Raw genomic sequence first — 24487 nt, 5'->3', positions numbered from 1 at the left:
TAAGCCCCTCCCTGTCAGGAGTACTCGATGAAAGCAAAAACCCTTTCCCGCAGCGCCGTAGCTGTAGCGGTTGCCGTCGCGCTATCTGCCGGCTACGTGGCGGGGCATCGCGATGTCCCGACGCCACAGGTCATCTCGCCGGCACAGGCCGCGATGATGCCTGCCGAGGCCGCCGCGAAGACGGGCGTACCCGATTTCTCGGGCCTGGTGGAAACCTATGGTCCGGCGGTCGTCAACATCAGCGCCAAGCACGTCGTCAAACAGACGGCGTTGCGCAGCGGCGGGGACAACGGCGGCAACGCGCAGCAGTTGCCCATCGACCCGAGCGATCCGTTCTACCAGTTCTACAAGCGTTTCTTCGGCAACATGCCCGGCATGCAGGGCGGCGGTGGCGGAGACGGCGGCGACGGATCGGATCAGCCGAGCGCGAGCCTGGGTTCGGGCTTCATCGTAAGCAGCGATGGCTACATCCTGACCAACGCGCACGTGGTCGACGGCGCCAACGTGGTGACCGTCAAGCTGACCGACAAGCGTGAATTCAAGGCGAAGGTGGTGGGCGCGGACAAGCAGTCTGACGTCGCCGTACTGAAGATCGACGCCAGCGATCTGCCGACCGTGAAGATTGGCGATCCGAACCAGAGCAAGGTCGGCCAGTGGGTGGTGGCGATCGGCTCGCCGTATGGCTTCGACAACACCGTGACCTCGGGCATCATCAGCGCGAAATCGCGTTCGCTGCCGAACGAAAACTACACGCCGTTTATCCAGACCGACGTGCCGGTGAATCCGGGTAACTCGGGTGGCCCGCTATTCAATTTGCAGGGCGAAGTAATTGGCATCAACTCGATGATCTACTCGCAGACGGGCGGCTTCCAGGGCCTGTCGTTCGCAATCCCGATCAATGAGGCGATCAAGGTCAAGGACGACCTGGTCAAGACCGGTCACGTGAGCCGTGGACGCCTGGGCGTCGCGGTGCAGGGTCTCAATCAGACACTGGCAGACTCGTTCGGCATGAGCAAGCCGAATGGCGCACTGGTCAGCTCGGTGGATCCGGACGGTCCGGCAGCCAAGGCCGGTTTGCAGCCCGGCGACGTGATCACGGCAGTGAACGGCTCGCCGGTGGCGGACTCGACCGATCTGCCGGCGCAGGTGGCAAGCATCGCGCCGGGCAGCTCCGCAACTATCACCGTATGGCGTGACAAGGCGAACAAGGACATCAAGGTGAAGATCGGCTCAATGGCCGACGCCAAGGTGGCCTCGAACGACAAGAGCGATGCGCCGGCGCAGTTGCAGGGCCGTCTGGGCGTCGCGGTGCGGCCGCTCACGCCTGAGGAGAAGAGCAGCGCGTCGATCTCGCACGGTCTCCTGGTCCAGCAGTCGGGCGGCGCGGCGGAAAACGCCGGCATCCAGCCGGGTGACGTGATCCTCGCGGTGAACGGCCGTCCGGTGACGAGCGTCGATCAGTTGAAGCAGATGATCTCGCAGGCAGGCAACAGCATCGCGCTGCTGATCCAGCGGGACAACTCGCAGATCTTCGTGCCGGTGGATCTGGGTTGATCGCGGTTGACGTAAAACTTGCCGGTTCGTTTGCATAATCTGCCGACGAACCGGCTCCTTGTACCTTTCTGGTCTTTCCCTTCCCGCTTCTCACCGCGCGCCCCGTGCTTCCACATGGCGTCGGCGCGGCTCTTCCCGGCGTCCTTCCTTCAACCAGGCACAGCAGTTGCAGAAGAGGGACGTCCGGACTTTCCGGGCTCAGTTGCACCGAGAGCACTGAACATAAAGACAAAGGAGCGAAGCAATGAAAATTCAAGGTAAACGCCGCACGCTCGCAGCGGCAGCCGTGACCGCCGCGCTGACGCTCGGCCTCGCCGGCGGGGCATGGGCGCAGAACGACACGACCGGCGGCAACACCACGGACACCACCAGTGCCGGCAACGACAACGGCGGCGGCATGCCGCAGATCCAGCAGCAGGGCGACGTGTCGTACGTGTCGGGCGGCGTGGGCAGCGACGAATCGAAGGCGTTGCAGCGTGCGCAAGGCCACTGGCCGCTGGCGCTGCGCTTCACCGGCCCCGGCTCGGATTTCCTCGCTGACGTGCACGTGCAGATCGTCGATGCGCATGGCGGCGACGTCCTGCAGGCAACGTCACGCGGACCTTACATGCTGGTCAAGCTGCGCCCCGGCCAGTACACGGTCCACGCGCGTTACGAGACTACCGAGCAGCAGCGTTCAGTGACGATTCCGGCTTCGGGCAGCGCCAAGGCGGCGTTCTACTGGAACCACCAATAAACGTTACGTAGCGCACAAGCAACGCTGCACAATCCGCCGAAGTTTGGCCGATAATGAAGCCACGGATCTTTCCGTGGCTTTTTTCTTTTTGAGCCGCCGCAGTCTGCTAGTGCCGTTCTCCTGCGCCCGGGCGCAGGATTCACCTCACCGGAGCCGTGACATGAGCGATGCCTCGACGACCAATGGCAGTCCCACCGGCGCCGGTGCGGGCAATCCGCCGGCTGGTCAGGCCGGGCACGGCAGCGGCGGAACGGGCGGCGGCCATCGCATCGACATCAAACAGAATAGCCACCGGGTGCGCGTGATCCATCAGGGCGTGACGATGGCCGACACCCAGGCCGCGCTGACGCTCGCGGAGACGGGCTTGCCGGAGGTGTTTTATTTTCCGCGCGCCGATGTCAATATGGCGCGGCTCGAACGGTCCGATCACGCATCACATTGCCCGTTCAAGGGTGACGCGTCGTATTTCCACCTGCGCACCGAAGACGGCCTCGTCGAGAACGCCGTCTGGTGCTACGAGAACCCGTTCGAAGGGGTCCAGCAGATCAAGGGATATCTCGCGTTTTATAACTCGCGGGTCGACCGCATCGATCAGACATCCTGATTCTGGGTACGCGCGGTCATCGGGGGAAGCGGTCATGGAACTGAACAACGCGTTGCGAATTGCGCTGGCGCCATCCGAAGTCTGGGATGCGTTGCAGGACATCGCGTTGCTGCGCGCGAGCCTCGACAACTGCGAATCGTTCAGCCGCCTCGCGCGTGGTGAATACGAGCTGACCTTGACCGTGCCGCTCGGACCGCTGCGCGCGCGCTACGAAGTGCGCGCCCATGTGGCCAGTAAAGACGTTGCGCAGACCGACGCGCCCCATCGCATCCTGAACTTCAAGGCCCGCGCCGATGGCGTGGGCTCGCTGCGTGGCCAGATCGACGTTTCCCTGCGCGCAGATGACAGTGGCGCCACGCAAGGACCGAGTACGCGCATCGACTATTCGGTGTGGGCCACCTTGGCCGGGCCGCTCTCCGAGCTGCCGGCCCGCCAACTGGAAAACGCCCTCCACGAACTGGCCGACGATTTCTTCACCGAATTCTGCGCGGTCGTCCAGGCCAAGCACGGTCAGGGTCCGAACGAAGCGCGGCGTCCGCCTGCCCGGCGTCAGCATGTGTTCCTGCGTCCTATCAACCTGAGCGGTATGGCGCGGCGCAACCGCACGCACGATCACGGCGGCGCACTCACCGGACGCGCCACGAGTACGCCGTTCGGCGCGCGGGCCTCGCACAGCGTCTCGCATCACGAGCCGACGCCGCATGCCATGCCGCAATGGGCATGGGCGGTGATGATCTTTCTGGTTGCCTTGCTGCTGTATGCAGCGCACTGGTTCAGTCAGAACTGATGGCGCGGCTGCCGTTGATGGTGCGGCTTCCAATGCCGATGTCTTTGCCGTTGCCGACGCCGTTGCCGATGCGCAGGGCAGGGCTGAGCCGCAGTGCGTCGAACATGCCTTCCACCATGTGCTGGGCGTGCAGGTCGTAATCGGCGGATTCGGGCAGGAGCAGCATGTCGCGCAACGAGCCGCCCACGAACGCGTGCAGCATCGTGGCCGCGAGCTTCGTGTTGAGGTCGGCGGGCATCTGTCCTTTGGAAATCGCGTTGCGCAAGCCGGCTTCGATCTTCCCCAGCCCCTCACGCATGTTGGTCTGATAGCGGGCCATCACCGGGCCCATGTCCTCGACGAACTCGCACTTCAGAAAAAAGATGTCGAACACGCGGCGCCGCCGCGGATCGGCCGCCGTGTCGCGCAGACATAAGGTGCAGATTTCCACCAGCCGGCCGAGCGGATCGGGCTCTTCCGGGTTGATCGAGGCGGCCTTCAGTTCATCGAGCGGCAACAGCACGCGGTCGAACATTTCGGTGAACAGGTCGCCCTTGTTGGCGAAATGCCAATAGATCGCGCCGCGCGTCACGCCCGCAGCCTGGGCGATATCGGCCAGCGACGTGCGCGACACGCCTTTCTCGAAAAAGACCCGTTCGGCGGCATCGAGAATGCCGGAGCGCGTCTCCTGCGCCTCTTCCTTGGTCCTTCTGACCATATGTGTCGTGCTTACAGTATTGTCGGGAACGCGGCCGCTTTTAAGCGCGGCCCATGTCAATCTGTTCGATTGTTGCGCAATTCGTGGACAGTTATTGCTGGCGTTCAGCGGTGAAAGTATTGAAATGCACTTTTACATGCATTCTTGGATGTATATATAATAGCACCCCATCGATCGGATAACCTGGCCGGTGCCAACCGCTTGATATCCGTCGCTGGTTGTCTTTTAAAACGCAAATGCGCTGCTGAAACCGCAGCGCGTGCGGCATTTCCCGGTATTTGGTGCATAGCGCTCGGGATGCTCCGGGCGGGCTAGTTCACAGCATTGGGCTTCCTGTCACACGTCGCGAGACGAGAAGTGTGCGCTGTTGTCCCCGGGGTAGGAATGCGCGCACTTTTCATACTCTCAGCCTTGACAGAGGTCGCTCCATGCGCGTCGAACGGGTTCCATTCCGCTTAATCAGTGCCGCGACGGCTGCCGTTTTGCTGGCAGCGTGCGGACCAAAACAATCAGCCCCGCCGCAACAAACGCCGGAAGTCGGCGTCGTCACCGTCGAACCTACCTCCGTTCCCGTTACCACTGAACTGCCCGGCCGCACCAACGCGTTCCTCGTGGCGCAGGTGCGTGCACGGGTGGACGGCATCGTGCTGCGGCGCGAGTTCACGGAAGGCAGCATGGTCAAGGCCGGCCAGCGGCTCTACAAGATCGACCCGGCGCCTTACATCGCCCAGTTGAACAGCGCGAAGGCGACGCTCGCCAAGGCTCAGGCCAACCTCGTCTCGGTCACGGCCCAGGCCGCCCGCTACAAGGTGCTGGTGGCGGCCAATGCGGTCAGCAAGCAGGACTACGACAACGCGGTGGCCTCGGAAGGCCAGGCCGCGGCAGACGTCGCCTCGGGCAAGGCCGCTGTGGATACCGCGCAGATCAACCTCGGCTACACCGACGTGGTTTCGCCGGTGAGCGGCCAGGTGGGCATTTCGCAGGTCACGCCAGGCGCGTACGTGCAGGCGAGCGCGGCCACCCTGATGTCCACGGTGCAGCAGCTCGACCCGATGTACGTCGACCTGACGCAATCGAGTCTCGACGGTCTGAAGCTGCGCCGCGAAGTGCAGGAAGGGCGTCTGAAAACGAGCGGCCCGGATGCGGCCAAGGTCACGCTGATCCTCGAAGACGGCCGTACCTATTCGGAGAAGGGCAAGTTGCAGTTCAGCGACGTGACGGTTGACCAGAGCACGGGCTCGGTCACGGTGCGCGCGTTGTTCCAGAACAAGGACGGCGTGCTGTTGCCGGGCATGTTCGTGCGCGCCCGCATCGAGGAAGGCACCAACGACAACGCGATCGTCGTGCCGCAGATCGGCGTCACGCACGACCAGAAGGGCACGCCTACCGCGCTGGTGGTGGGTGCCGACAACAAGGTCGGCTTGCGCCAGCTGGTCACGTCGAGCACGTATGGCTCGAATTGGGTGGTCGACAGCGGCCTGAACCCGGGTGACCGCGTGATCGTGCAGGGCACCGACAAGGTCCGTCCGGGCATGGAAGTCAAGACCGTTCCGGCCCAGTTGCCTGCCACACCGGCCTCCGACGCAGCCGCTCCCGGCGCCCCTGCTCAGGGCGCGCCGGCCGCCAGCGGTGCACAGACAGCTCAGGGTGCCTCCGCTGCATCAGGCGCGCAATAACAGGGAGCCTGTTTCATGGCAAAGTTTTTTATTGATCGCCCGATCTTTGCATGGGTGATCGCCATCATCTTGATGCTCGCGGGCATCGCGTCGATCTTCACACTGCCGATCGCGCAATACCCGACCATCGCGCCGCCGGCCATCCAGATCAGCGCAACGTATCCGGGTGCATCGGCGAAGACGGTGGAAAACACCGTCACCCAGGTGATCGAGCAGCAGATGAGCGGTCTCGACCACTTGCTGTACCTGTCGTCCACCTCGGACGACTCGGGCACGGCCACCATCACGCTGACGTTTGCTGCCGGTACCAATCCTGACATCGCGCAGGTGCAGGTGCAGAACAAGCTGCAGCTCGCCACGCCGTTGCTGCCGCAGGAAGTGCAGCAGCAGGGTACGAAGGTCACCAAGTCGAGCAGCAGCTTCCTGCTCGTCATGGCCTTCAACTCTGAAGACGGCAGCATGAACAAGTACGACCTGGCGAACTATGTCGCCTCGAACATCGAAGATCCGATCAGCCGGATCGACGGTGTGGGTACGGTCACGTTGTTCGGCTCGCAGTACGCCATGCGCATCTGGCTGGATGCCAACAAGCTCACAAATTACGGCTTGACGCCGGTCGACGTGCAGGCGGCCATCACCGCGCAGAACGTGCAGGTGTCGGGCGGCTCGCTCGGCGGCACGCCGTCGGTGCCGGGGCAGCTGTTGCAGGCCACCATCAGTGAAGCGACCCTGCTGCAGACGCCGGAGCAGTTCGGCAACATTCTGCTGAAGGTCAATCAGGACGGTTCGCGCGTGCTGCTGAAGGACGTGGCGCGCATCGAGCTGGGCGGCGAAAACTACAACTTCGACACCAAGTACAACGGTGTGCCGACGGCGGGCTTCGGTATTCAGCTCGCCACCGGCGCCAACGCGCTCGCCACGGCGAACGCGGTGCGCGCGAAGATCGACCAGTTGTCGAAGTACTTCCCGCACGGTCTGGTCGTGAAGTATCCGTATGACACGACGCCGTTCGTGCGCCTGTCCATCGAGGAAGTGGTCAAGACGCTGCTCGAAGGTATCGTGCTGGTGTTCCTCGTGATGTACCTGTTCCTGCAAAACCTGCGCGCAACGTTGATTCCGACGATCGCGGTGCCGGTGGTGCTGCTGGGTACGTTCGCGATCATGAGCATCGTGGGCTTCTCGATCAACGTGCTGTCCATGTTCGGCCTCGTGCTCGCCATTGGTCTGCTGGTGGACGATGCGATCGTGGTGGTGGAGAACGTCGAGCGGGTGATGGCCGAAGAGGGTTTATCGCCACGCGACGCCACCCGCAAGGCGATGGACCAGATCACCGGCGCGCTGGTCGGCGTGGCGCTGGTGCTCTCCGCGGTGTTCGTGCCGGTGGCGTTTTCGGGTGGTTCGGTGGGCGCCATTTACCGGCAGTTCTCGCTGACCATCGTGTCCGCGATGGTGCTGTCGGTGCTGGTGGCACTCGTGCTGACGCCGGCGCTGTGCGCGACCATCCTCAAGCCGATTCCGCAGGGCCATCACGAAGAGAAGAAGGGTTTCTTCGGCTGGTTCAACCGCACCTTCGAGAAGAGCCGCGACAAGTATCACAGCGGCGTGCACCACGTCATCAAGCGTTCGGGCCGCTGGCTCATCATCTACCTGGTGGTGATCGTGGCGGTGGGCATGCTGTTCGTGCGTCTGCCCAAGTCGTTCCTGCCGGATGAAGATCAGGGCACGATGTTCGTGCTGGTGCAGACGCCGTCGGGCTCCACTCAGGAAACCACCGCACACGCGCTGAAGGACATCTCCGACTACCTGCTCACGACGGAAAAGGGCATTGTCGAATCGGTGTTCACGGTGAACGGCTTCAGCTTCGCCGGCCGTGGCCAGAACGCGGGTCTGGTGTTCGTGCGGATGAAGGACTACTCGCAGCGCCAGCATGCCGATGAAAAGGTGCAGGCACTGGTGGGGCGTCTCTTCATGCACTTCGCGGGCTACAAGAACGCGCTGGTGTATCCGGTGAATCCGCCGTCCATTCCGGAACTGGGCACTGCAGCGGGCTTCGACTTCGAACTTGAAGACCGTGCCGGCGTGGGCCACGAAAAGCTGATGGAAGCGCGCAACATGCTGCTCGGCATGGCGGCGAAAGACCCGACGCTGGCGCAGGTGCGTCCGAACGGTTTGAACGACACGCCGGAGTTCAGCGTGACGATCGACCATGAAAAAGCCTCTGCGCTGGGTGTGTCGCTTGCGACCATCGACCAGACGTTCTCGATCGCCTGGGCGTCGTCGTACGTGAACAACTTCCTCGATACCGACAGCCGGATCAAGAAGGTGTACCTGCAGGCCGACTCACCGTTCCGGATGAACCCGGAAGACCTGAACCTCTGGTACGTCCGTAATGGTGCGGGCACGATGGTGCCGTTCTCGTCGTTCTCCAAGGGCACGTGGACCTATGGCTCGCCGAAGCTGGAACGCTACAACGGTATTTCCGCGGTAGAAATCCAGGGCGCGGCAGCGCCGGGCAAGTCCACCGGTCAGGCGAACGCGGCAATGGAAGCGCTCGCGGCGAAGTTGCCGGCAGGTATCGGTTACGAGTGGACGGGTCTGTCGTTCCAGGAAATCCAGTCCGGTTCGCAGGCGCCAATTCTGTACGGCATCTCGATCCTCGTCGTGTTCCTGTGTCTCGCGGCGTTGTATGAAAGCTGGTCGATTCCGTTCTCGGTGATCATGGTGGTGCCGCTCGGCGTGCTGGGCGCACTGCTCGCAGCCACGTTGCGCGGTCTCGAGAACGACGTGTTCTTCCAGGTGGGTCTGTTGACCACGGTGGGGCTGTCCGCGAAGAACGCCATCCTGATCGTGGAGTTCGCGCGTGAGCTGCAACAGGGCGAAGGCATGGGTCCGATCGAGGCAGCGCTGGAAGCGGCGCGTCTGCGGCTGCGTCCTATCCTGATGACCTCGCTCGCCTTCATTCTCGGCGTGATGCCGCTCGCCATCAGTAACGGCGCGGGCTCGGCCAGCCAGCACGCCATTGGTACGGGCGTGATCGGCGGGATGCTGACGGCGACCTTCCTCGCCATTTTCATGATCCCGATGTTCTTCGTCGTGATTCGCGCGAAGTTCGGCGGCGAGAAGGAAGACCCGGATGAGGCGCTCGAACACTATAACCAGCACCATCCGCATGACCCGCAGGGTGGCAACGGCTCGGGTAACGGGTCGGCCCACTAAGGACATTGAGATGCAAAAACACTCTTTGATTGCAGTGGCGGTCGCGTTGCTCGCTACGGCTTGTACGATGGAGCCGAAGTACGAGCGGCCGGCCCCGCCGGTGTCGGCGGCGTTCCCGGCGAGCGGCGTGTATGCCACGCAGCCCGGCGCGGCGGCCAACGGCACGCGTAGCGCGAATGGCGAGTCGGCTGCTGACATTGGCTGGCGCAATTTCTTCAACGACGCGCGTCTGCAACGGCTGATCGAAATTGCGCTGAAGAACAACCGCGATCTGCGCGTGGCGGTGCTGAACATGCAGGCTTCGCAGGCGCAATATCAGGTTGCGCGGGCGGGTCTGATGCCGACCATCAACGCTGCCGGCTCGCAAACCAAGTCGCGCACGCCGAAGGATCTGTCGTTCTTCGACCAGACCATCTCCAACCAATATTCGGTGGGCGTGAATGCGTCGTGGGAGCTGGATTTCTTCGGCCGCATTCGCAGCCTGAAGGACCAGGCGTTGGCGCAGTATCTGGCCACCACGCAGGCTCGCAAGGCAGCGGAAATCCTGCTGGTCTCGCAAGTCGCGGATCAGTACCTCACGGTGCTCTCGTATGACGACCTGCTGAAGGTCACGGAGAACACCTTGAAGACGGCGCAGGAGTCGTACCGGATCACCAAGCTGCAGTTCGACAACGGCACGGGTACGGAACTCGACCTGCGTCAGGCGCAAACGGTGGTCGAGCAGGCGAGCGCGAACTATCAGGCCGAAGCGCGTCTGCGCGCCCAGGCCGTGAACGCGCTGGTGCTGCTGGTCGGCGAACCGTTGCCGGAGGACCTGCCGCCGGGCATGCCACTCGACAGCCAGGACCTCCTCACGGATATTCCGGCTGGCTTGCCGTCGGACCTGCTGACGCGTCGTCCGGACATCATGGAAGCAGAGCAGAACCTGCTGGCCGCCAATGCGAACATCGGGGCGGCGCGCGCTGCGTTCTTCCCGGCCATTTCGCTGACGGGCAACTTCGGCACCTTGAGTCCGACGCTGGGTGGTCTGTTCAAGCCGGGCTCGGCGGCGTGGGGTTTCTCGCCGCAGATCTCGCTGCCAATCTTCACGGGCGGCACGAACAAGGCCAACCTCGATCTCGCCAACGTCGAGAAGAACATCCAGATCGCCACGTACGAGAAGACGATTCAGACGGCCTTCCGCGAAGTCGCGGACGGTCTGGCTGCACGCGGCACGTACGATCAGCAGATCGAGGCGCTGGAGCGCGATGTCGTGGCGGAACAGCGGCGTCTGGATCTGTCGGAACTGCGTTACAAGAATGGTGTGGACAGCTACCTGTCCGTGCTGACGGCGCAGACGGATCTGTATTCGGCGCAGCAGGCGTTGATCTCGGCACGGGTGCAGCGACTGACCAACCTGGTCGATCTCTATCAGTACCTGGGCGGTGGCTGGATCGAGCATAACGGCGATCAACCGCGTCCCGCGGATGCGCCGGTCGATTACAGCGCGACGGGCATGCCAGGTGCCGCGTCTGCACCCGCGGTGAATTGAACGCGGGTTGAGCGAAGGCAGGCTGGTTTTGAGCCTGCCGCCGCTTCGCTGGTTGCCCACTCCACTGTGCTGGTCTGATCAGGCAGAGTTGGGCAACCAGGCGCTAAAGAAGAAAGGGCTGGGTTCTGTGCATCACAGAACTCAGCCCTTTTTGTTTGCGCCGCGTTTCAGACGCCGATCAGCCCGCAACCGTCCTCGGCGTGCGCTCACCACCCCGCACGCCGTTGCCACTCATTTGCTCAATGCAGGTCCGCCGCCCGCAGCATTTCATCGCGGGCCACCTGCTCGTCGTGGCTGCCGGGGCGGCCATCGAAGTCCTTCCCTGCGCGCTTGATGTCGCGCTTCGCAGCCCGCTCACCCTTCACGCCGTTGAACACCAGGTTCAGCACGACCGCCGACACGGAAGCCAGCAGAATCCCGCTATGCAGCAGCGGCGAAAGCGCCGACGGCAGCTTCGAGAAGAAGTGCGGCGACACCACCGGCACGAGGCCCAGACCAATGCTGACGGCGACGATAAAGAGGTTGTGCTGGTTCTTCACGAAGTCGACCTTCGACAGCACCTTGATGCCATTCGCCGCGACCATGCCGAACATCACGATGCCCGCACCACCCAGCACGAAGGCCGGCACCGACGCGACCACCTGCGCCATCTTCGGGAACAGGCCGAGCAGCACGAGAATCACGCCGCCCATCGCGCAGACGAAACGGCTCTTCACGCCCGTTACGCCGATCAGCCCGACGTTCTGCGAGAACGACGTATGCGGGAACGAGTTGAAGATGCCGCCAATCAGCGTGCCCAGACCGTCCACGCGCAGGCCGCGCACCAGCGTCTTTTGATCCACCGGACGATCCACCATGTCGCCGACCGCGAGGAACATGCCGGTCGATTCGATGAAGGTGACGAACATCACCGTGACCATCGTTGCAATGGCCAGCGGGTCGAAGTGCGGCAGGCCGAAGTGGAACGGCATCACGATGCCGACCCACGGTGCGGCCGTCACACCTTCCATGTTGACGCGACCGAGCAGTGCCGCGATCACGAAGCCGGCGACGATGCCGAGCAGCACCGAGATGTTGGCCATAAAGCCCTTGCCGAACTTGTTGATCATCAGGATCAACGTCAGCACGACCAGTGACAGACCCAGGTAGACCGGATTGCCGTAATCCGGATTACCGACGCCGCCGGCCGCCCAGTTGATGCCGACTTCCATCAGCGAGAGCCCGATCACGGAAATCACCACGCCGATCACCACGGGCGGGAAGAAACGCAACAACTTGCCGACCGCCGGTGCGAGCAGGATGCCTATCACGCCGGCCGCAATGGTCGAGCCGAAGATATCGAGGATGCCGAGGCTGGGATTGGTGCCGATCGCCACCATCGGACCGACCGCGGCGAACGTGCAGCCCATGATGACCGGCAGACGAATGCCGAAGATCCACAAACCGAGCGTCTGGATCAGCGTGGCGATCCCGCAGGAGAAGAGGTCGGCGCTGATCAGGAAAGCGATCTGATCCTTCGGCAGCTTGAGCGCGCTGCCGATGATCAGCGGCACCGCGACCGCGCCGGCGTACATGACGAGGACGTGCTGAATGCCGAGCGTCAGCAACTGGCCTGCGGGCAGTCGCTCGTCGCACGGGTGAACCGTGTTCGATTGCATTTTGTCTCTCTCCACCATCTCGTTTTGGGATGACTCCAAGGTATGCGGAGAGAAAAGGCATAACAAGCCCGCTGGGGCCTATTCCCGACTTCCCGACCACCATATGCGTGAGGGTATTTTGAAAGGTGATAGAAATGCGGTTCGCCGCCAAACCGGCTGTGAGCCCTTTGCGGTGGCGCGCAACGGAAGTCCGGGCGGCGCGCCCGGCTGAAACGATATGTGTGAGAATCCATGAAGCGTATTCAAAGGCACGCATAGTCCTGTTTCGAGGCGGCTTGCGGCGTAGCGGGGTAAACCCGCGATTCGCGCGTCGGGCCACGTTTGCCGACCAGCAACGGACGTACGGTGCATTCACTCAGATTCCCCCATTGATCCATCGAACTACAGGAGCATTTCACCGTGAAAACAAAAGCAGCGATCGCATGGAAAGCAGGCGCACCCCTGACCATCGAGGAGGTGGATCTGGAAGGACCGCGTGCCGGTGAAGTGCTGATCGAGGTGAAGGCAACAGGCATCTGTCATACCGACTACTACACGCTGTCAGGCGCGGACCCCGAAGGCATCTTTCCGGCCATTCTTGGGCACGAAGGCGCGGGCGTGATCGTCGATGTGGGTCCGGGCGTCGGCACGCTCAAGAAGGGCGATCACGTGATTCCGCTCTACACGCCGGAATGCCGGCAATGCAAGTTCTGCCTGTCGCGCAAGACCAACCTGTGTCAGGCGATCCGCTCCACCCAGGGCAAAGGGCTGATGCCCGATGCGACCTCGCGCTTCTCGCTGGACGGCAAGCCGCTCTTTCACTACATGGGCACGTCCACGTTCTCGAACTACATCGTCGTGCCGGAAATTGCCGTGGCGAAAGTGCGCGAGGACGCGCCGTTCGACAAGATCTGCTACATCGGCTGCGGCGTGACCACGGGCGTCGGCGCGGTGGTGTACTCGGCGAAGGTCGAGGCGGGTGCCAACGTGGTGGTGTTTGGCCTGGGCGGCATCGGGCTGAATGTGATCCAGGGCGCCAAGATGGTTGGGGCGGACAAGATCATTGGCGTGGACCTGAACCCGGGCCGCGTCGAATTGGCAAAGAAGTTCGGCATGACGCACTTCATCAACCCGAATGAAGTGGAGAACGTGGTCGACCACATCGTGCAGCTCACGGACGGCGGCGCGGACTACTCGTTCGAATGCATCGGCAACACCAAGGTGATGCGTCAGGCGCTCGAATGCACGCACAAGGGCTGGGGCCAGTCGTTCATCATCGGCGTGGCGGCGGCGGGCGAGGAGATCAGCACGCGGCCGTTCCAGCTGGTGACGGGGCGTCAATGGAAGGGCTCGGCGTTCGGCGGCGCGCGTGGCCGCACCGACGTGCCGAAGATCGTCGACTGGTATATGGAAGGCAAGCTCAACATCGACGATCTGATCACGCATCGTCTGCCGCTCGAGCGTATCAACGAAGGCTTCGACCTGATGAAGAAGGGCGAGTCGATCCGCTCGGTCGTGCTGTATTGATGCCTGATAACGTCGGATAACGGGAGCGGTAAATGCTCGAACTTCTAGGCGCACATGCCAGCCACGGCGGCGTACAACGCTTCTACAAGCATGACTCGAAGGTGATCGGACTGCCCATGCGCTTCGCGGTGTATTTGCCGCCGCAGGCGTCGCAGGGCAAGGTGCCGGCGCTGTTTTATCTGGCGGGTCTCACGTGTACCGAAGAGACCTTCCCGATCAAAGGCGGCGCTCAACGCATTGCCGCGCAACTCGGCATGGCACTGATCGCACCCGATACCAGTCCGCGTGGCGCCGGCATTCCCGGCGAGAGCGCGGCGTGGGACTTCGGCGTGGGCGCGGGCTTTTACGTGGACGCGACCGAAGAGCCGTGGGCCCGGCACTTCAAGATGTACTCCTATGTACGCGACGAGTTGCGCGAGGCGGTGCTGGAGAACCTGCCCGTGGATGGCGAGCGGCTCGGCATCTTCGGGCACTCGATGGGCGGTCACGGCGCGTTGATGCTGGCGCTGCGTAACCCGGAGATCTACCGTTCGGTGTCGGCGTTCGCGCCGATTGCGGCGCCGTCGCGTTGTCCGTGGGGTGAGAAGGCGTTCAGCGGTTATCTGGGCGAAAACCGTGAAGCCTGGAAGGCGTACGATTCGAGCGAACTGGTGGCGCACGCGTCACGCAAGTTTGCCGAGGGCATTCTGGTCGACCAGGGACTCGCTGACCAGTTTCTCGCCGAGCAGCTCTATCCGGACGTATTCGAAGCGGCGTGCCGGGCAGCGGGTCAGCCGCTGACGCTGCGCCGTCACGAAGGCTACGACCACGGGTACTACTTCATCTCGACGTTCATCGAGGATCATCTCAGGCATCACGCGCAGGCGCTGTTTGCCTGAGGTTTGCCTGAAGCTTGCCTGACGTTTGCACGAAGGCGGTTGAGATCGCTGCAGTGATTAAAGCAGTGATCAACGCAGTGATCAACGCCGCCCCAGCAAGCTCCCGCCATACACCAATGCCGCCAGCGCAGTGATCCAGAAACTGGTGGGCCAGTCGGTGTAGAACGCGAGCGTCAAACCTACCCACGCCTGTACGAGTGCGAGTACGGCCGCGAGCACGAGGCCAATGGACAGTCGCGTCGTGAGGTTTTGCGCCGCCGCGGCCGGGCCTACCATCAAGGTGAACACCAGCAGCACGCCGACGATCTGCGTGCAGGCCGCCACGGCCAATGCAGCAATGGCGAGGAACAGCACGGAGACGAGGCGCAGCGATACGCCCTTGGCCTCGGCAAGCTCCGGTTGCAGCGAAGCGAACAGCAGCGGCCGCATGATCGCGGCGAGCGCCACGAGGCTCAGCACACCGAGTCCGGCGAGCACGCCCAGTGTGGACGCGCTGACGCCCAGCACATTGCCGAACAGCAAGGCAGTCACCTGCGTGGCATACGCGGTGAAAAAATGGAGGAACAGCAGCCCGAAACCGAGTGCGAGCGAGAGGATCACGCCAATCGCCACGTCGCGGCCCGCGAGGCGCTCGCCGAGCGCGCCCATGCCGACACCCGCCGCCAGCGTGAAGCCGATCATCCCCCAGATCGGCGAGATACCGAGCAGCACAGCGCCCGTCGCGCCGGTGAAGCCGACGTGCGAGAGCGCGTGGCCGGCGAACGTCTGTCCGCGCATCACCAGGAAGTACCCCACGATCCCCGCCAGCACCGCGACGATCCCCGACGCCGCGAACGCGTTCACCATGAAATCGTATTCAAACATCGTTCGTGTGTCCGTCGTGCGAGGGGTGATGGTGGGTCTTCGCGTGGCCCTTCGCGTGACCGTGCGCATGACCGTGTGAGTGCGCGTGGCCGGATTCGCCACCGTGATGGTGATGGTCGTCCTCGTGTTCGTGATCGTGCTTTTCGACTTCGACATCGCCGGACATCACGAAGATGCGGCCATTCACGCGCATGACGTCGATGGGCGAGCCATAGAGCCGCGACAGCACGGGCCTGGTAATCACTTCGTCGACCGTGCCGAGCGCCGCTACGCCGCTGCCCAGATACAGCACGCGATCGAGCGCATGCAGCAGCGGATTCAGTTCATGCGCCGAGAACAGCACGGCGATGCCGAGTTCCTGCTGCACGTTGCGCACGAGTTCGACCACGCTCTTTTGATGGTGCGGATCGAGGCTGATGAGCGGTTCATCGAGCAGCAACAGTTTCGGATTGCCGAGCAGACACTGCGCGAGCAGCAGCCGTTGACGTTCGCCGCCCGACAGCTCCGACAGTGGCCGCGCCGCCAGCGCCCGGCCGCCGACCAGTTCGAGCACGCGTTCGACATCGGCGCGCGTTTTGGCGTCCGCGTGGGGCAGACCCCAGCGATGTCCGTCTGCGGCCATCGCGACAAAATCGCGCCCGCGTACGCGACGCCCTGCCAGCGCGCTGCGCGTCTGTGGCATGTAGCCGATCGACGGATTGCCGCGCATCACCGGCTCGCCCAGCACGCGGATCGTGCCGCCGGCCGCCGGCACGAGGCCGAGCACGGCGCGCATCAGCGTGGTTTTGCCCGCCCCATTGGGGCCGAGCACGCCGATGAACTCACCTTGATTCACCCGCAGACTCGTGTCGCGCAGGATCGTGCGCTCGCCCAGTTCCAGCGAGACGTTCTCGAGTTCGAGAACAGGCGCGGCGCCCGACATTGCGCGGCCAGTCACATTCATTGCGTGGTTCCCTTGCTTGCATTACCCGCACTCGCGGCGAGCGCCTTGTCGAGCGCGTCGAGCTGCGAGAGCATCCATTGCTGATACGTCGTGCCGCCCGGTTCCGTTTCGGTGACGCTCATGGCCGGTACGTGTGATTGCTGCGCGAGTTTCAGCATGCGTTTGGTCAAGGCCTCGGTGGCCTGGCTGTTATAGATGAGAACACGAACGCGCTTTTCGCGCAGATCGCTTTCAAATGCGGCGATGTCCGACGCGCTCGCTTCCGTGTCGTTCATCGTCGCCAGCTGGAAGCGCAGGTTGCGCATGGACAGGCCAATCGCATCCGACATATAGCCGAACACCGGCTCGGTTGCCGTCACCGGCACGCCGGCGTAGCGGCCATGCAGTTCGGCCACCTTGGCGTCGATGGGCTTGAGCGAGTCGAGAAACTTCGCGAGGTTCGCATCGTACTCCGACTTGTGCGCCGGGTCAGCCGTCACGAGCGCAGCGCTGACCGCACGCGCGACCGCCGGCATGGTGGCCGGGTCATACCACAGGTGCGGATTGTCGCCGCCTTTCTTGCCCACCAGATTCGCGGCAACGATGGTCGTGCGCTTCGTGTTCTTCGAAGCGTTGAGCAGCTTTTCCATCCACGGATCGTAGTCGGCGCCGTTATAGACCACAAGGTTGGCGTTCTGCAGGGCACGCGCGGTCTTCGGGCTGGCCTCGAACAGGTGCGGATCCTGATCCGGATTGCTCAGAATGCTGGTGACGCTGACGCGGTCGCCGCCCAACTGACTCACCACGTCGCCATAGAAGTTTTCAGCCGCGACCACCTGCAATCTCGCGGTCTGGGCGCACGCGGCCTGGCTGAGCGCGAACGCCGCGACGCCGGCGGCAAGCCACTTCCACAAATTGAGCGCGTGGCGCGTGGCGGGCCATTGCAAACTGATTCGTTTCATCGGTTTCCCTGCTGCGAGAGTTGAGTCAATCGATCGGGCTGAACGTCGACGCTGACGGGCGGCGGCCAGCACCACGGGCTGCCTGACGTGGTCATGACGCTGCCTGCAAAGCGCGGCTGCAAAACAGGGATGCAATGATATAACGTATCTTGAAAATTTGTCATCTACCGAACGCGGTCGAATGACAAGATGATGCGCATCCTTCCAGTCGACCCTCCTTCGAACGCCACGCGCGGTGCTGCTCCTGACGCGCTGCACCATCGAAATCTTGTTTCCCGCCTTGACATGACCGAATGCGTATCCGATCATTCGATCACTAACAGAGCAATTGTTCGCGCAACGGGCGTTCGCTCACTGCGCCGACAACGAGAAACGAACTGGAGACATGCGTGGCAGCGCGATTGCAAGGCAAGGTAGCGATCCTGACGGGCGCAGCAAGCGGTATCGGCGAGGCAGTGGCTCGGCGGTATCTGGACGAAGGCGCGCGTTGTGTGCTCGTCGACGTCAAGCCGGCAGACAGCTTCGCCCAGGCACTGCGCGAATCCGCTGAAGACCGTGTGCTGACCGTGAGCGCCGACGTCACGCGCCGCGAGGACATTCAGCGCATCGTCGCGAGCACGCTCGAACGCTTCAAGCAGATCGACATTCTCTTCAACAACGCGGCGCTGTTCGACATGCGGCCGCTGCTCGACGAATCGTGGGACGTGTACGACCGCCTCTTTGCCGTCAACGTGAAGGGCATGTTCTTCCTGATGCAGGCCGTGGCCCAGCAGATGGTCGAGCAAGGGCACGGCGGCAAGATCATCAATATGGCATCGCAGGCGGGCCGGCGTGGTGAAGCGCTGGTTTCGCACTATTGCGCGACCAAGGCAGCAGTGCTTAGCTATACACAATCCGCGGCGCTGGCGTTGGCGCCGCACCGGATCAACGTCAACGGCATTGCGCCGGGGGTCGTGGATACGCCGATGTGGGAACAGGTGGATGCGCTCTTTGCGCGTTATGAGCACCGGCCGCTCGGTGAAAAGAAACGTCTGGTCGGCGAAGCGGTGCCGCTTGGACGCATGGGTGTGCCGGAGGATCTGACCGGCGCGGCGCTGTTTCTCGCTTCCGCCGACGCCGATTACATCACCGCGCAAACCTTGAATGTCGACGGTGGCAACTGGATGAGCTAACGGATGAGTAATCAAGCTGGCTAAGCTTGCGCGAGCACGATGACCGACTCGCCGCCCCCTTTGCACAACACGCAGTAAAACATAACGTACGAGAAAGGAGACAAGTGATGAAAGCAGCTTTCAAACCCGCGCTCAAAGCGGCCGGCGCCGCCGCTGTTGCGTGCGCAGCACTGAACGCCACGGCCGGGACGGTGACGATCGCGACCTTGAACAATCCGGACATGATCGAGCTGAAGAAGCTGTCGCCGGAATTCGAAAAGGCCAATCCGGACATCAAGCTGAACTGGGTGATCCTGGAAGAAAACGTGCTGCGTCAGCGCGCCACGACGGACATCACCACGGGCAGCGGCCAGTTCGACGTGATGACGATCGGCGCGTACGAAACGCCGCAATGGGGCAAGCGCGGCTGGCTCACGCCGATCACGAATCTGCCTGCTTCCTATGATCTGAACGACGTCGTCAAGACGGCCCGTGAAGGTCTGTCGTACAACGGTTCGCTGTATGCGCTGCCGTTCTACGTCGAAAGCTCGATGACGTACTACCGCAAGGACCTGTTCGCAGCGAAGGGTCTGACGATGCCGGATCAGCCGACCTACGACCAGATCCAGCAATTCGCCGACAAGCTCACCGACAAGGCCAATGGCGTGTACGGCATCTGCCTGCGCGGCAAGGCTGGCTGGGGTGAGAACATGGCGTACGCGACGACGGTGGTGAACACCTTCGGCGGCCGCTGGTTCAACGAAAAGTGGGAACCGCAGCTCACTTCGCCGGAATGGAAAAAGGCCATTACGTTCTACGTGAACCTGCTGCAGAAAGATGGCCCTCCGGGAGCCAGCTCAAACGGCTTCAACGAAAACCTGACGCTGATGTCCTCGGGCAAGTGCGCCATGTGGATCGACGCCACGGTGGCAGCCGGCATGCTGTACAACAAGCAGCAATCGCAGATCGCCGACAAGGTGGGCTTCGCCGCTGCGCCGACCGAAGTGACGCCGAACGGCGCGCACTGGCTGTGGGCCTGGGCACTGGCCATTCCGAAGTCGTCGAAGCAGGCTGACGCCGCGAAGAAGTTCATCGCCTGGGCGACCTCGAAGGAATACATCGAGATGGTCGCGAAGGACGAAGGCTGGGCCTCGGCGCCTCCGGGAACGCGTCAGTCGACGTACGCCCGCCCCGAGTACCAGGCGGCCGCTCCGTTTGCCAGCTTCGTGCTGAAGGCCATCGAAACGGCTGATCCGAATCACCCGACGGCCAAGCCGGTGCCGTACACCGGTGTGCAGTTCGTCGGCATTCCTGAGTTCCAGTCGTTCGGTACAGTGGTGGGCCAAAGCATTTCGGGCGCACTGGCTGGCCAGATGACGGTCGATCAGGCACTGGCCGCCGGCCAGGCAACCGCCGAGCGTGCCGTACGCCAGGCAGGTTATCTGAAGTGACGTGAAAATGCCGGCTGACGCCAGTCAGCCGGCCCTTGCAGCACAGCGGGCCGTCGCGGTTCCAGTGGTATGTCGTTGCCGTGTACTGGTCCCGCTCAAGCCAGCTCAGTTCGCCCGGGAAGCCCCGGGCTAACCTGAGCGAGCGGTGCCCCGTTCCGGCCCACGATGTACCGCAGCCGCGCGTATCCCGCGCATTACCGTACAGGTGGTCACATCATGCGTCCTCTGCGCCTTCCTCTCATGCATGCCCATCCCCAGACCGAAAAAGAGCGCGAAACGCGCAAAGCCGCGTCCGCGCGCTGGCTCGTTACTCCTTCCACCGCCGTGCTGGTGCTGTGGATGGCCATTCCGCTGGCGATGACGATCTGGTTTTCGTTCACGCATTACAACCTGCTCAATCCTGATGAGAAAGGTTTTGCAGGTATCGACAACTACAAATACCTCGCCTCCGATCCGTCGTTCGGACCGTCGATCGGGCACACGCTCGAGCTGATCATCTCCGTGCTCGTGATCACCGTGGTGGGCGGCGTGCTGATGTCGGTGCTGTTCGACCGCAAGTTCTACGGGCAAGGCGTCGCGCGATTGCTGGCCATCGCACCGTTCTTCGTGATGCCGACCGTCAGCGCGCTGATCTGGAAGAACATGATCCTGCACCCGGTGTACGGGCTGATCGCGCAGGGCATGCGGGCACTCGGCATGCAGCCGATCGACTGGTTCGCCGACTATCCGCTCACGGCCATCATCATGATCGTGTCGTGGCAGTGGTTGCCGTTCGCGTTCCTGATCCTGTTCACGGCCATTCAGTCGCTCGACCAGGAGCAGAAGGAAGCAGCCAAGATAGACGGCGCGGGTGCGTTCTCGATGTTCTTCTACATCACGCTGCCTCACCTGAAACGGGCGATCGCAGTGGTGGTGATGATGGAAACGATTTTCCTGCTGTCGATCTTCGCTGAAATCTACACGACGACCGGCGGCGGCCCAGGCACGGCGACCACCAACCTGTCGTACCTGATCTACTCGCTCGGCCTGCAGCAGTTCGACGTCGGTCTTGCCTCAGCGGGCGGGATTCTGGCGGTGGTGCTGGCGAACATCGTGTCGTTCTTCCTCGTGCGGATGCTCGCGAAGAACCTCAAAGGGGAGTACGAAAAATGAGTCAAGTTGCCGCTTCACCCGTCCCAGCCGCTGCAGTATCGAAGAACTCGCCGGTGGCGATCTTCAAGCGCGTGGCACCTGGCGTGCTGGCGTGGATTCTCGCGCTGCTGCTGTTTTTCCCGATCTTCTGGATGACGATTACCGCATTCAAGACCGAGCAGCAGGCGTACGCGTCGTCACTGTTTTTTATCCCGACGTTGGACAGTTTTCGTGAGGTGTTTGCCCGCAGCAACTACTTCTCGTTCGCGTGGAATTCTGTGCTGATTTCGGCCGGCGTGACGGTGGTGTGTCTGCTGCTGGCCGTGCCGTGTGCCTATGCGATGGCGTTCTTCCCGACGCGCCGCACGCAGAAACTGCTGCTGTGGATGCTGTCCACCAAGATGATGCCGTCGGTGGGCGTGCTGGTGCCGATCTATCTGCTGTGGAAGAACTCGGGGCTGCTCGATACCGTGTCGGGGCTGATCATCATCTACACGCTGATCAATCTACCGATCGCGGTGTGGATGACCTTCACGTACTTCGCTGAAATTCCGCGCGACATTCTGGAAGCCGGGCGGATCGACGGTGCGGCCACGTGGCAGGAAATCGTCTATCTGCTGATGCCGATGTCGTTGCCGGGTCTGGCGTCCACCGCGCTGCTGCTGGTGATCCTGTCGTGGAACGAAGCATTCTGGAGTATCAACCTGTCCAGTTCGAACGCGGCGCCGCTGACCGTGTTCATCGCTTCGTACTCGAGTCCGGAGGGGCTGTTCTGGGCCAAGCTATCCGCGGCTTCGCTGCTGGCGGTGGCGCCGATCCTGATCGTAGGCTGGCTGTCGCAGAAGCAACTGGTGCGTGGCCTGACATTCGGGGCGGTTAAGTGACCCATCCGGTGACCGACCCTGTGACCAACCCTGCGAACGCGTCAATGAGCCAGGTGGCGCGCGCCACTGCGCAAGTGCTGATCTGCGATTGCGACGGTGTCCTGATCGACAGTGAAGCGGTGGCGGCGCGCATGCTGGTGCACGAACTGGAGGCGCGCTGGCCGGATACCGATGTCGGGCCAGTGGTGCTGCCGCTGCTCGGGCTGCGCATCGAGAAGGTGCTGGAAGGCGCGGCGGCGCAACTGGGCCGCAGTCTCACTGCGGAAGATGTCCAGGCCATACGGCGCGCTGTCGAAGCCGCGGCCATGCAGGCGCCTGCCGTGGCCGGCATCGCCGAAGCGCTGGCGCAGATTCCGCTGGCCAAGGCCTGTGCAAGCAACAGCTTCCGGCCGTATGTGCAGAGCGTGCTGGCGCGCACCGGGCTGGATCAGTACTTTGGCGACCGCCTGTACTGTGCGGACACGGTGCCGAATCCGAAGCCCGCACCGGACGTGTATCTGGCGGCGGCGCGAGGTTTTGGCGTGGAGAGCACGGCGTGCCTCGTGGTCGAGGACAGCGTGACCGGCGTGACGGCGGCTACAGCAGCAGGTATGACAGTATTGGGATTCATTGGCGGCGGCCATGCCAGCGAGGCGCAGATCGGCGCGCTGCGGGCGGCCGGCGCGGTGCACGTGTTCGACGATATGACACAACTGCCCGCGCTGGTAGCACAATGGACCCAGCGTGAACCCAGCGGGACATAACGGAACCACCTTAAGACCGTACTGAGGGCGTTTGCGAAAGCGGCAGGAAAGCAGGCAGGACAGAAGCAGGACGCACGACCGCAAGCAGACGTTTTCAGACTGGATTAACGTAATACGAGCAATACACGGAGACACATCATGGCAAGCTTGACTCTGCGCGGTATCAGAAAGGCCTACGACGATAACGAAGTGATGCGGGACATCAATCTCGACATCGCAGACGGCGAATTCGTCGTGTTCGTTGGTCCGAGCGGTTGCGGGAAGTCGACGCTGATGCGCATGATCGCCGGCCTCGAAGACATCACGAGCGGCGACCTGAACATCGACGGCACGCGGGTGAACGACATTCCGCCGGCCAAGCGCGGCATCGCGATGGTGTTCCAGTCGTACGCGCTGTATCCGCACATGACGCTGTACGACAACATGGCCTTCGGCCTCAAGCTCGCCGGCACCAAGAAGCCGGAGATCGACGCCGCCGTGCGCAACGCCGCGAAGATCCTGCACATCGATCACCTGCTGGACCGCAAGCCGAAGCAACTGTCAGGCGGCCAGCGGCAACGGGTGGCGATTGGCCGCGCGATCACGCGCAAGCCGAAGGTGTTCCTGTTCGACGAACCGCTGTCGAATCTGGATGCCGCGCTGCGCGTGAAGATGCGCCTCGAGTTTGCGCGTCTGCATGACGAACTCAAGACCACGATGATCTACGTGACGCACGATCAGGTCGAGGCCATGACGCTGGCCGACAAGATCGTGGTGCTCTCGGCGGGGAACATCGAACAGGTGGGGAGTCCGACCATGCTGTATCACGCGCCGGCCAACCGGTTCGTGGCGGGCTTCATCGGCTCGCCGAAGATGAACTTCATGGAAGGCACGGTGCAGTCGGTCACGCACGATGGCGTCACGGTGCGCTACGAGACCGGCGAAACGCAACGCGTGGCCGTGGAGCCGGGCGGGGTGAAGCAGGGTGACAAGGTGACGGTGGGGATTCGCCCCGAGCATCTGCATGTCGGCATGACCGAGGATGGCATTTCGGCACGCACGATGGCGGTGGAGTCGCTGGGCGATGCGGCGTATCTGTACGCGGAGTCGAGCGTCTCGCCGGAAGGGTTGATCGCGCGCATTCCGCCGCTCGAACGTCATAGCAAGGGCGAGACGCAGAAGCTGGGCGCGACGCCGGATCACTGCCATCTGTTCAATAGCGAAGGCAAGGCATTCCAGCGCAAGATCGTCGAGGTGCTGGCGGCTTGAGGTGGGGCGCGGCTTGCCGCGCTTATGTTTTGCACGATGGATGATGCGCCCGCTACGGGCGCATTTTTTTTGTTGATGCTGATCATTCTTTGAGTTGTCGCCGGTGCACCAAGTGCAGTGCGCTCACGCGCGGGTGTGAGCCTGCGCGGCGGTAGTCTTCTTCGCACTGACGCTTAGGTGCGAAATCCCCTACGCAATCTCAGCGCTGCGCTGATACCCATCTTTTTGCGCATTCGGTATCGTCCCCAATATTCAGTAATTCTTACTGTTGTTGATAAGGACGATATC

20 protein-coding genes are annotated in these 24487 nt (G+C 62.7%); 15 read left to right on the top strand and 5 right to left on the bottom strand.

Annotated features, from left to right (window positions below; genetic code table 11):
- Window positions 1-27 precede the first annotated feature (27 nt).
- From D0B32_RS12050 to D0B32_RS12035, 4 genes are all read left to right on the top strand, one after another.
- Window positions 28-1554: a DegQ family serine endoprotease gene (locus D0B32_RS12050; RefSeq protein WP_117334222.1), complete on the top strand. Its 1527-nt coding sequence runs from the start codon at window positions 28-30 to the stop codon at window positions 1552-1554.
- A 244-nt stretch (window positions 1555-1798) separates the two neighbouring features.
- Window positions 1799-2290, top strand: a complete 492-nt coding sequence (locus D0B32_RS12045) for a carboxypeptidase-like regulatory domain-containing protein (protein WP_117334221.1) — start codon at window positions 1799-1801, stop codon at window positions 2288-2290.
- A gap of 160 nt (window positions 2291-2450) precedes the next feature.
- Window positions 2451-2894 carry a DUF427 domain-containing protein gene (locus tag D0B32_RS12040; protein WP_117334220.1) on the top strand — a complete coding sequence of 148 codons (444 nt, stop codon included), beginning with the start codon at window positions 2451-2453 and terminating at the stop codon, window positions 2892-2894.
- Between the two features lie 34 nt (window positions 2895-2928).
- Window positions 2929-3681, top strand: a complete 753-nt coding sequence (locus tag D0B32_RS12035) for a CoxG family protein (protein ID WP_117334219.1) — start codon at window positions 2929-2931, stop codon at window positions 3679-3681.
- On the opposite strand, the gene D0B32_RS12030 is transcribed toward D0B32_RS12035, so the two are convergent.
- Complete coding sequence (locus D0B32_RS12030; RefSeq protein WP_117334218.1) at window positions 3668-4378, bottom strand: TetR family transcriptional regulator; 711 nt, start codon at window positions 4376-4378, stop codon at window positions 3668-3670. The two genes, D0B32_RS12035 and D0B32_RS12030, sit on opposite strands and share 14 nt — an antisense overlap.
- 428 nt (window positions 4379-4806) lie before the next feature.
- Between D0B32_RS12030 and D0B32_RS12025 the strand changes: the two genes are divergently transcribed.
- From D0B32_RS12025 to D0B32_RS12015, 3 genes are read left to right on the top strand one after another with little or no spacing between them, the layout of a single operon-like run.
- A complete protein-coding gene (locus D0B32_RS12025; protein ID WP_117334217.1) occupies window positions 4807-6054 on the top strand; it encodes an efflux RND transporter periplasmic adaptor subunit in 1248 nt (415 codons plus the stop codon).
- 15 nt (window positions 6055-6069) lie between these two features.
- Complete coding sequence (locus D0B32_RS12020; RefSeq protein WP_117334216.1) at window positions 6070-9270, top strand: efflux RND transporter permease subunit; 3201 nt, start codon at window positions 6070-6072, stop codon at window positions 9268-9270.
- Between the two features lie 10 nt (window positions 9271-9280).
- Complete coding sequence (locus D0B32_RS12015; RefSeq protein ID WP_117334215.1) at window positions 9281-10801, top strand: efflux transporter outer membrane subunit; 1521 nt, start codon at window positions 9281-9283, stop codon at window positions 10799-10801.
- A gap of 239 nt (window positions 10802-11040) precedes the next feature.
- Here D0B32_RS12015 and D0B32_RS12010 read toward each other — a convergent pair whose 3' ends face one another.
- Entirely contained in the window at window positions 11041-12459 is a 1419-nt protein-coding gene (locus D0B32_RS12010; RefSeq protein WP_117334214.1) for a nucleobase:cation symporter-2 family protein, read from the bottom strand.
- Window positions 12460-12858: 399 nt separating this feature from the next.
- On the opposite strand from D0B32_RS12010, the gene D0B32_RS12005 reads away from it, so the two are divergent.
- Entirely contained in the window at window positions 12859-13965 is a 1107-nt protein-coding gene (locus tag D0B32_RS12005) for an S-(hydroxymethyl)glutathione dehydrogenase/class III alcohol dehydrogenase (protein ID WP_117334213.1), read from the top strand.
- Window positions 13966-13997: 32 nt separating this feature from the next.
- On the top strand, window positions 13998-14843 hold the full coding sequence (gene fghA, locus D0B32_RS12000; protein WP_117334212.1) for an S-formylglutathione hydrolase: 846 nt from the start codon (window positions 13998-14000) through the stop codon (window positions 14841-14843).
- Between the two features lie 81 nt (window positions 14844-14924).
- Here fghA and D0B32_RS11995 read toward each other — a convergent pair whose 3' ends face one another.
- From D0B32_RS11995 to D0B32_RS11985, 3 genes are read right to left on the bottom strand one after another with little or no spacing between them, the layout of a single operon-like run.
- Window positions 14925-15707, bottom strand: a complete 783-nt coding sequence (locus tag D0B32_RS11995; RefSeq protein ID WP_117334211.1) for a metal ABC transporter permease — start codon at window positions 15705-15707, stop codon at window positions 14925-14927.
- Window positions 15700-16650: an ABC transporter ATP-binding protein gene (locus D0B32_RS11990; protein ID WP_117334210.1), complete on the bottom strand. Its 951-nt coding sequence runs from the start codon at window positions 16648-16650 to the stop codon at window positions 15700-15702. Before D0B32_RS11990 ends, D0B32_RS11995 begins: the two co-directional genes overlap by 8 nt.
- Window positions 16647-17591: a metal ABC transporter solute-binding protein gene (locus D0B32_RS11985; protein WP_117334209.1), complete on the bottom strand. Its 945-nt coding sequence runs from the start codon at window positions 17589-17591 to the stop codon at window positions 16647-16649. The genes D0B32_RS11990 and D0B32_RS11985 overlap by 4 nt, the downstream gene beginning before the upstream one ends.
- A gap of 389 nt (window positions 17592-17980) precedes the next feature.
- On the opposite strand from D0B32_RS11985, the gene D0B32_RS11980 reads away from it, so the two are divergent.
- The 6 genes from D0B32_RS11980 (at window position 17981) to D0B32_RS11955 (ending at window position 24199) form a co-directional block, all read left to right on the top strand.
- Window positions 17981-18763 carry an L-iditol 2-dehydrogenase gene (locus D0B32_RS11980; RefSeq protein WP_117334208.1) on the top strand — a complete coding sequence of 261 codons (783 nt, stop codon included), beginning with the start codon at window positions 17981-17983 and terminating at the stop codon, window positions 18761-18763.
- Between the two features lie 107 nt (window positions 18764-18870).
- On the top strand, window positions 18871-20193 hold the full coding sequence (locus tag D0B32_RS11975) for a sugar ABC transporter substrate-binding protein (RefSeq protein ID WP_117334207.1): 1323 nt from the start codon (window positions 18871-18873) through the stop codon (window positions 20191-20193).
- A 216-nt stretch (window positions 20194-20409) separates the two neighbouring features.
- Window positions 20410-21345: a carbohydrate ABC transporter permease gene (locus D0B32_RS11970; RefSeq protein ID WP_117334822.1), complete on the top strand. Its 936-nt coding sequence runs from the start codon at window positions 20410-20412 to the stop codon at window positions 21343-21345.
- The gene (locus D0B32_RS11965; RefSeq protein WP_117334206.1) at window positions 21342-22208 is read left to right on the top strand and encodes a carbohydrate ABC transporter permease; all 867 of its coding nucleotides are present in this window, start codon (window positions 21342-21344) and stop codon (window positions 22206-22208) included. Before D0B32_RS11970 ends, D0B32_RS11965 begins: the two co-directional genes overlap by 4 nt.
- 44 nt (window positions 22209-22252) lie before the next feature.
- Window positions 22253-22951 carry an HAD family phosphatase gene (locus D0B32_RS11960; protein ID WP_117334205.1) on the top strand — a complete coding sequence of 233 codons (699 nt, stop codon included), beginning with the start codon at window positions 22253-22255 and terminating at the stop codon, window positions 22949-22951.
- 138 nt (window positions 22952-23089) lie between these two features.
- Window positions 23090-24199, top strand: a complete 1110-nt coding sequence (locus D0B32_RS11955) for an ABC transporter ATP-binding protein (protein ID WP_117334204.1) — start codon at window positions 23090-23092, stop codon at window positions 24197-24199.
- Window positions 24200-24487 lie beyond the last annotated feature (288 nt).

It is taken from the genome of Paraburkholderia sp. DHOC27 (assembly GCF_003429005.1).
GTDB lineage: Bacteria > Pseudomonadota > Gammaproteobacteria > Burkholderiales > Burkholderiaceae > Paraburkholderia.
This window is presented reverse-complemented; position numbering and strand designations above follow the sequence as displayed.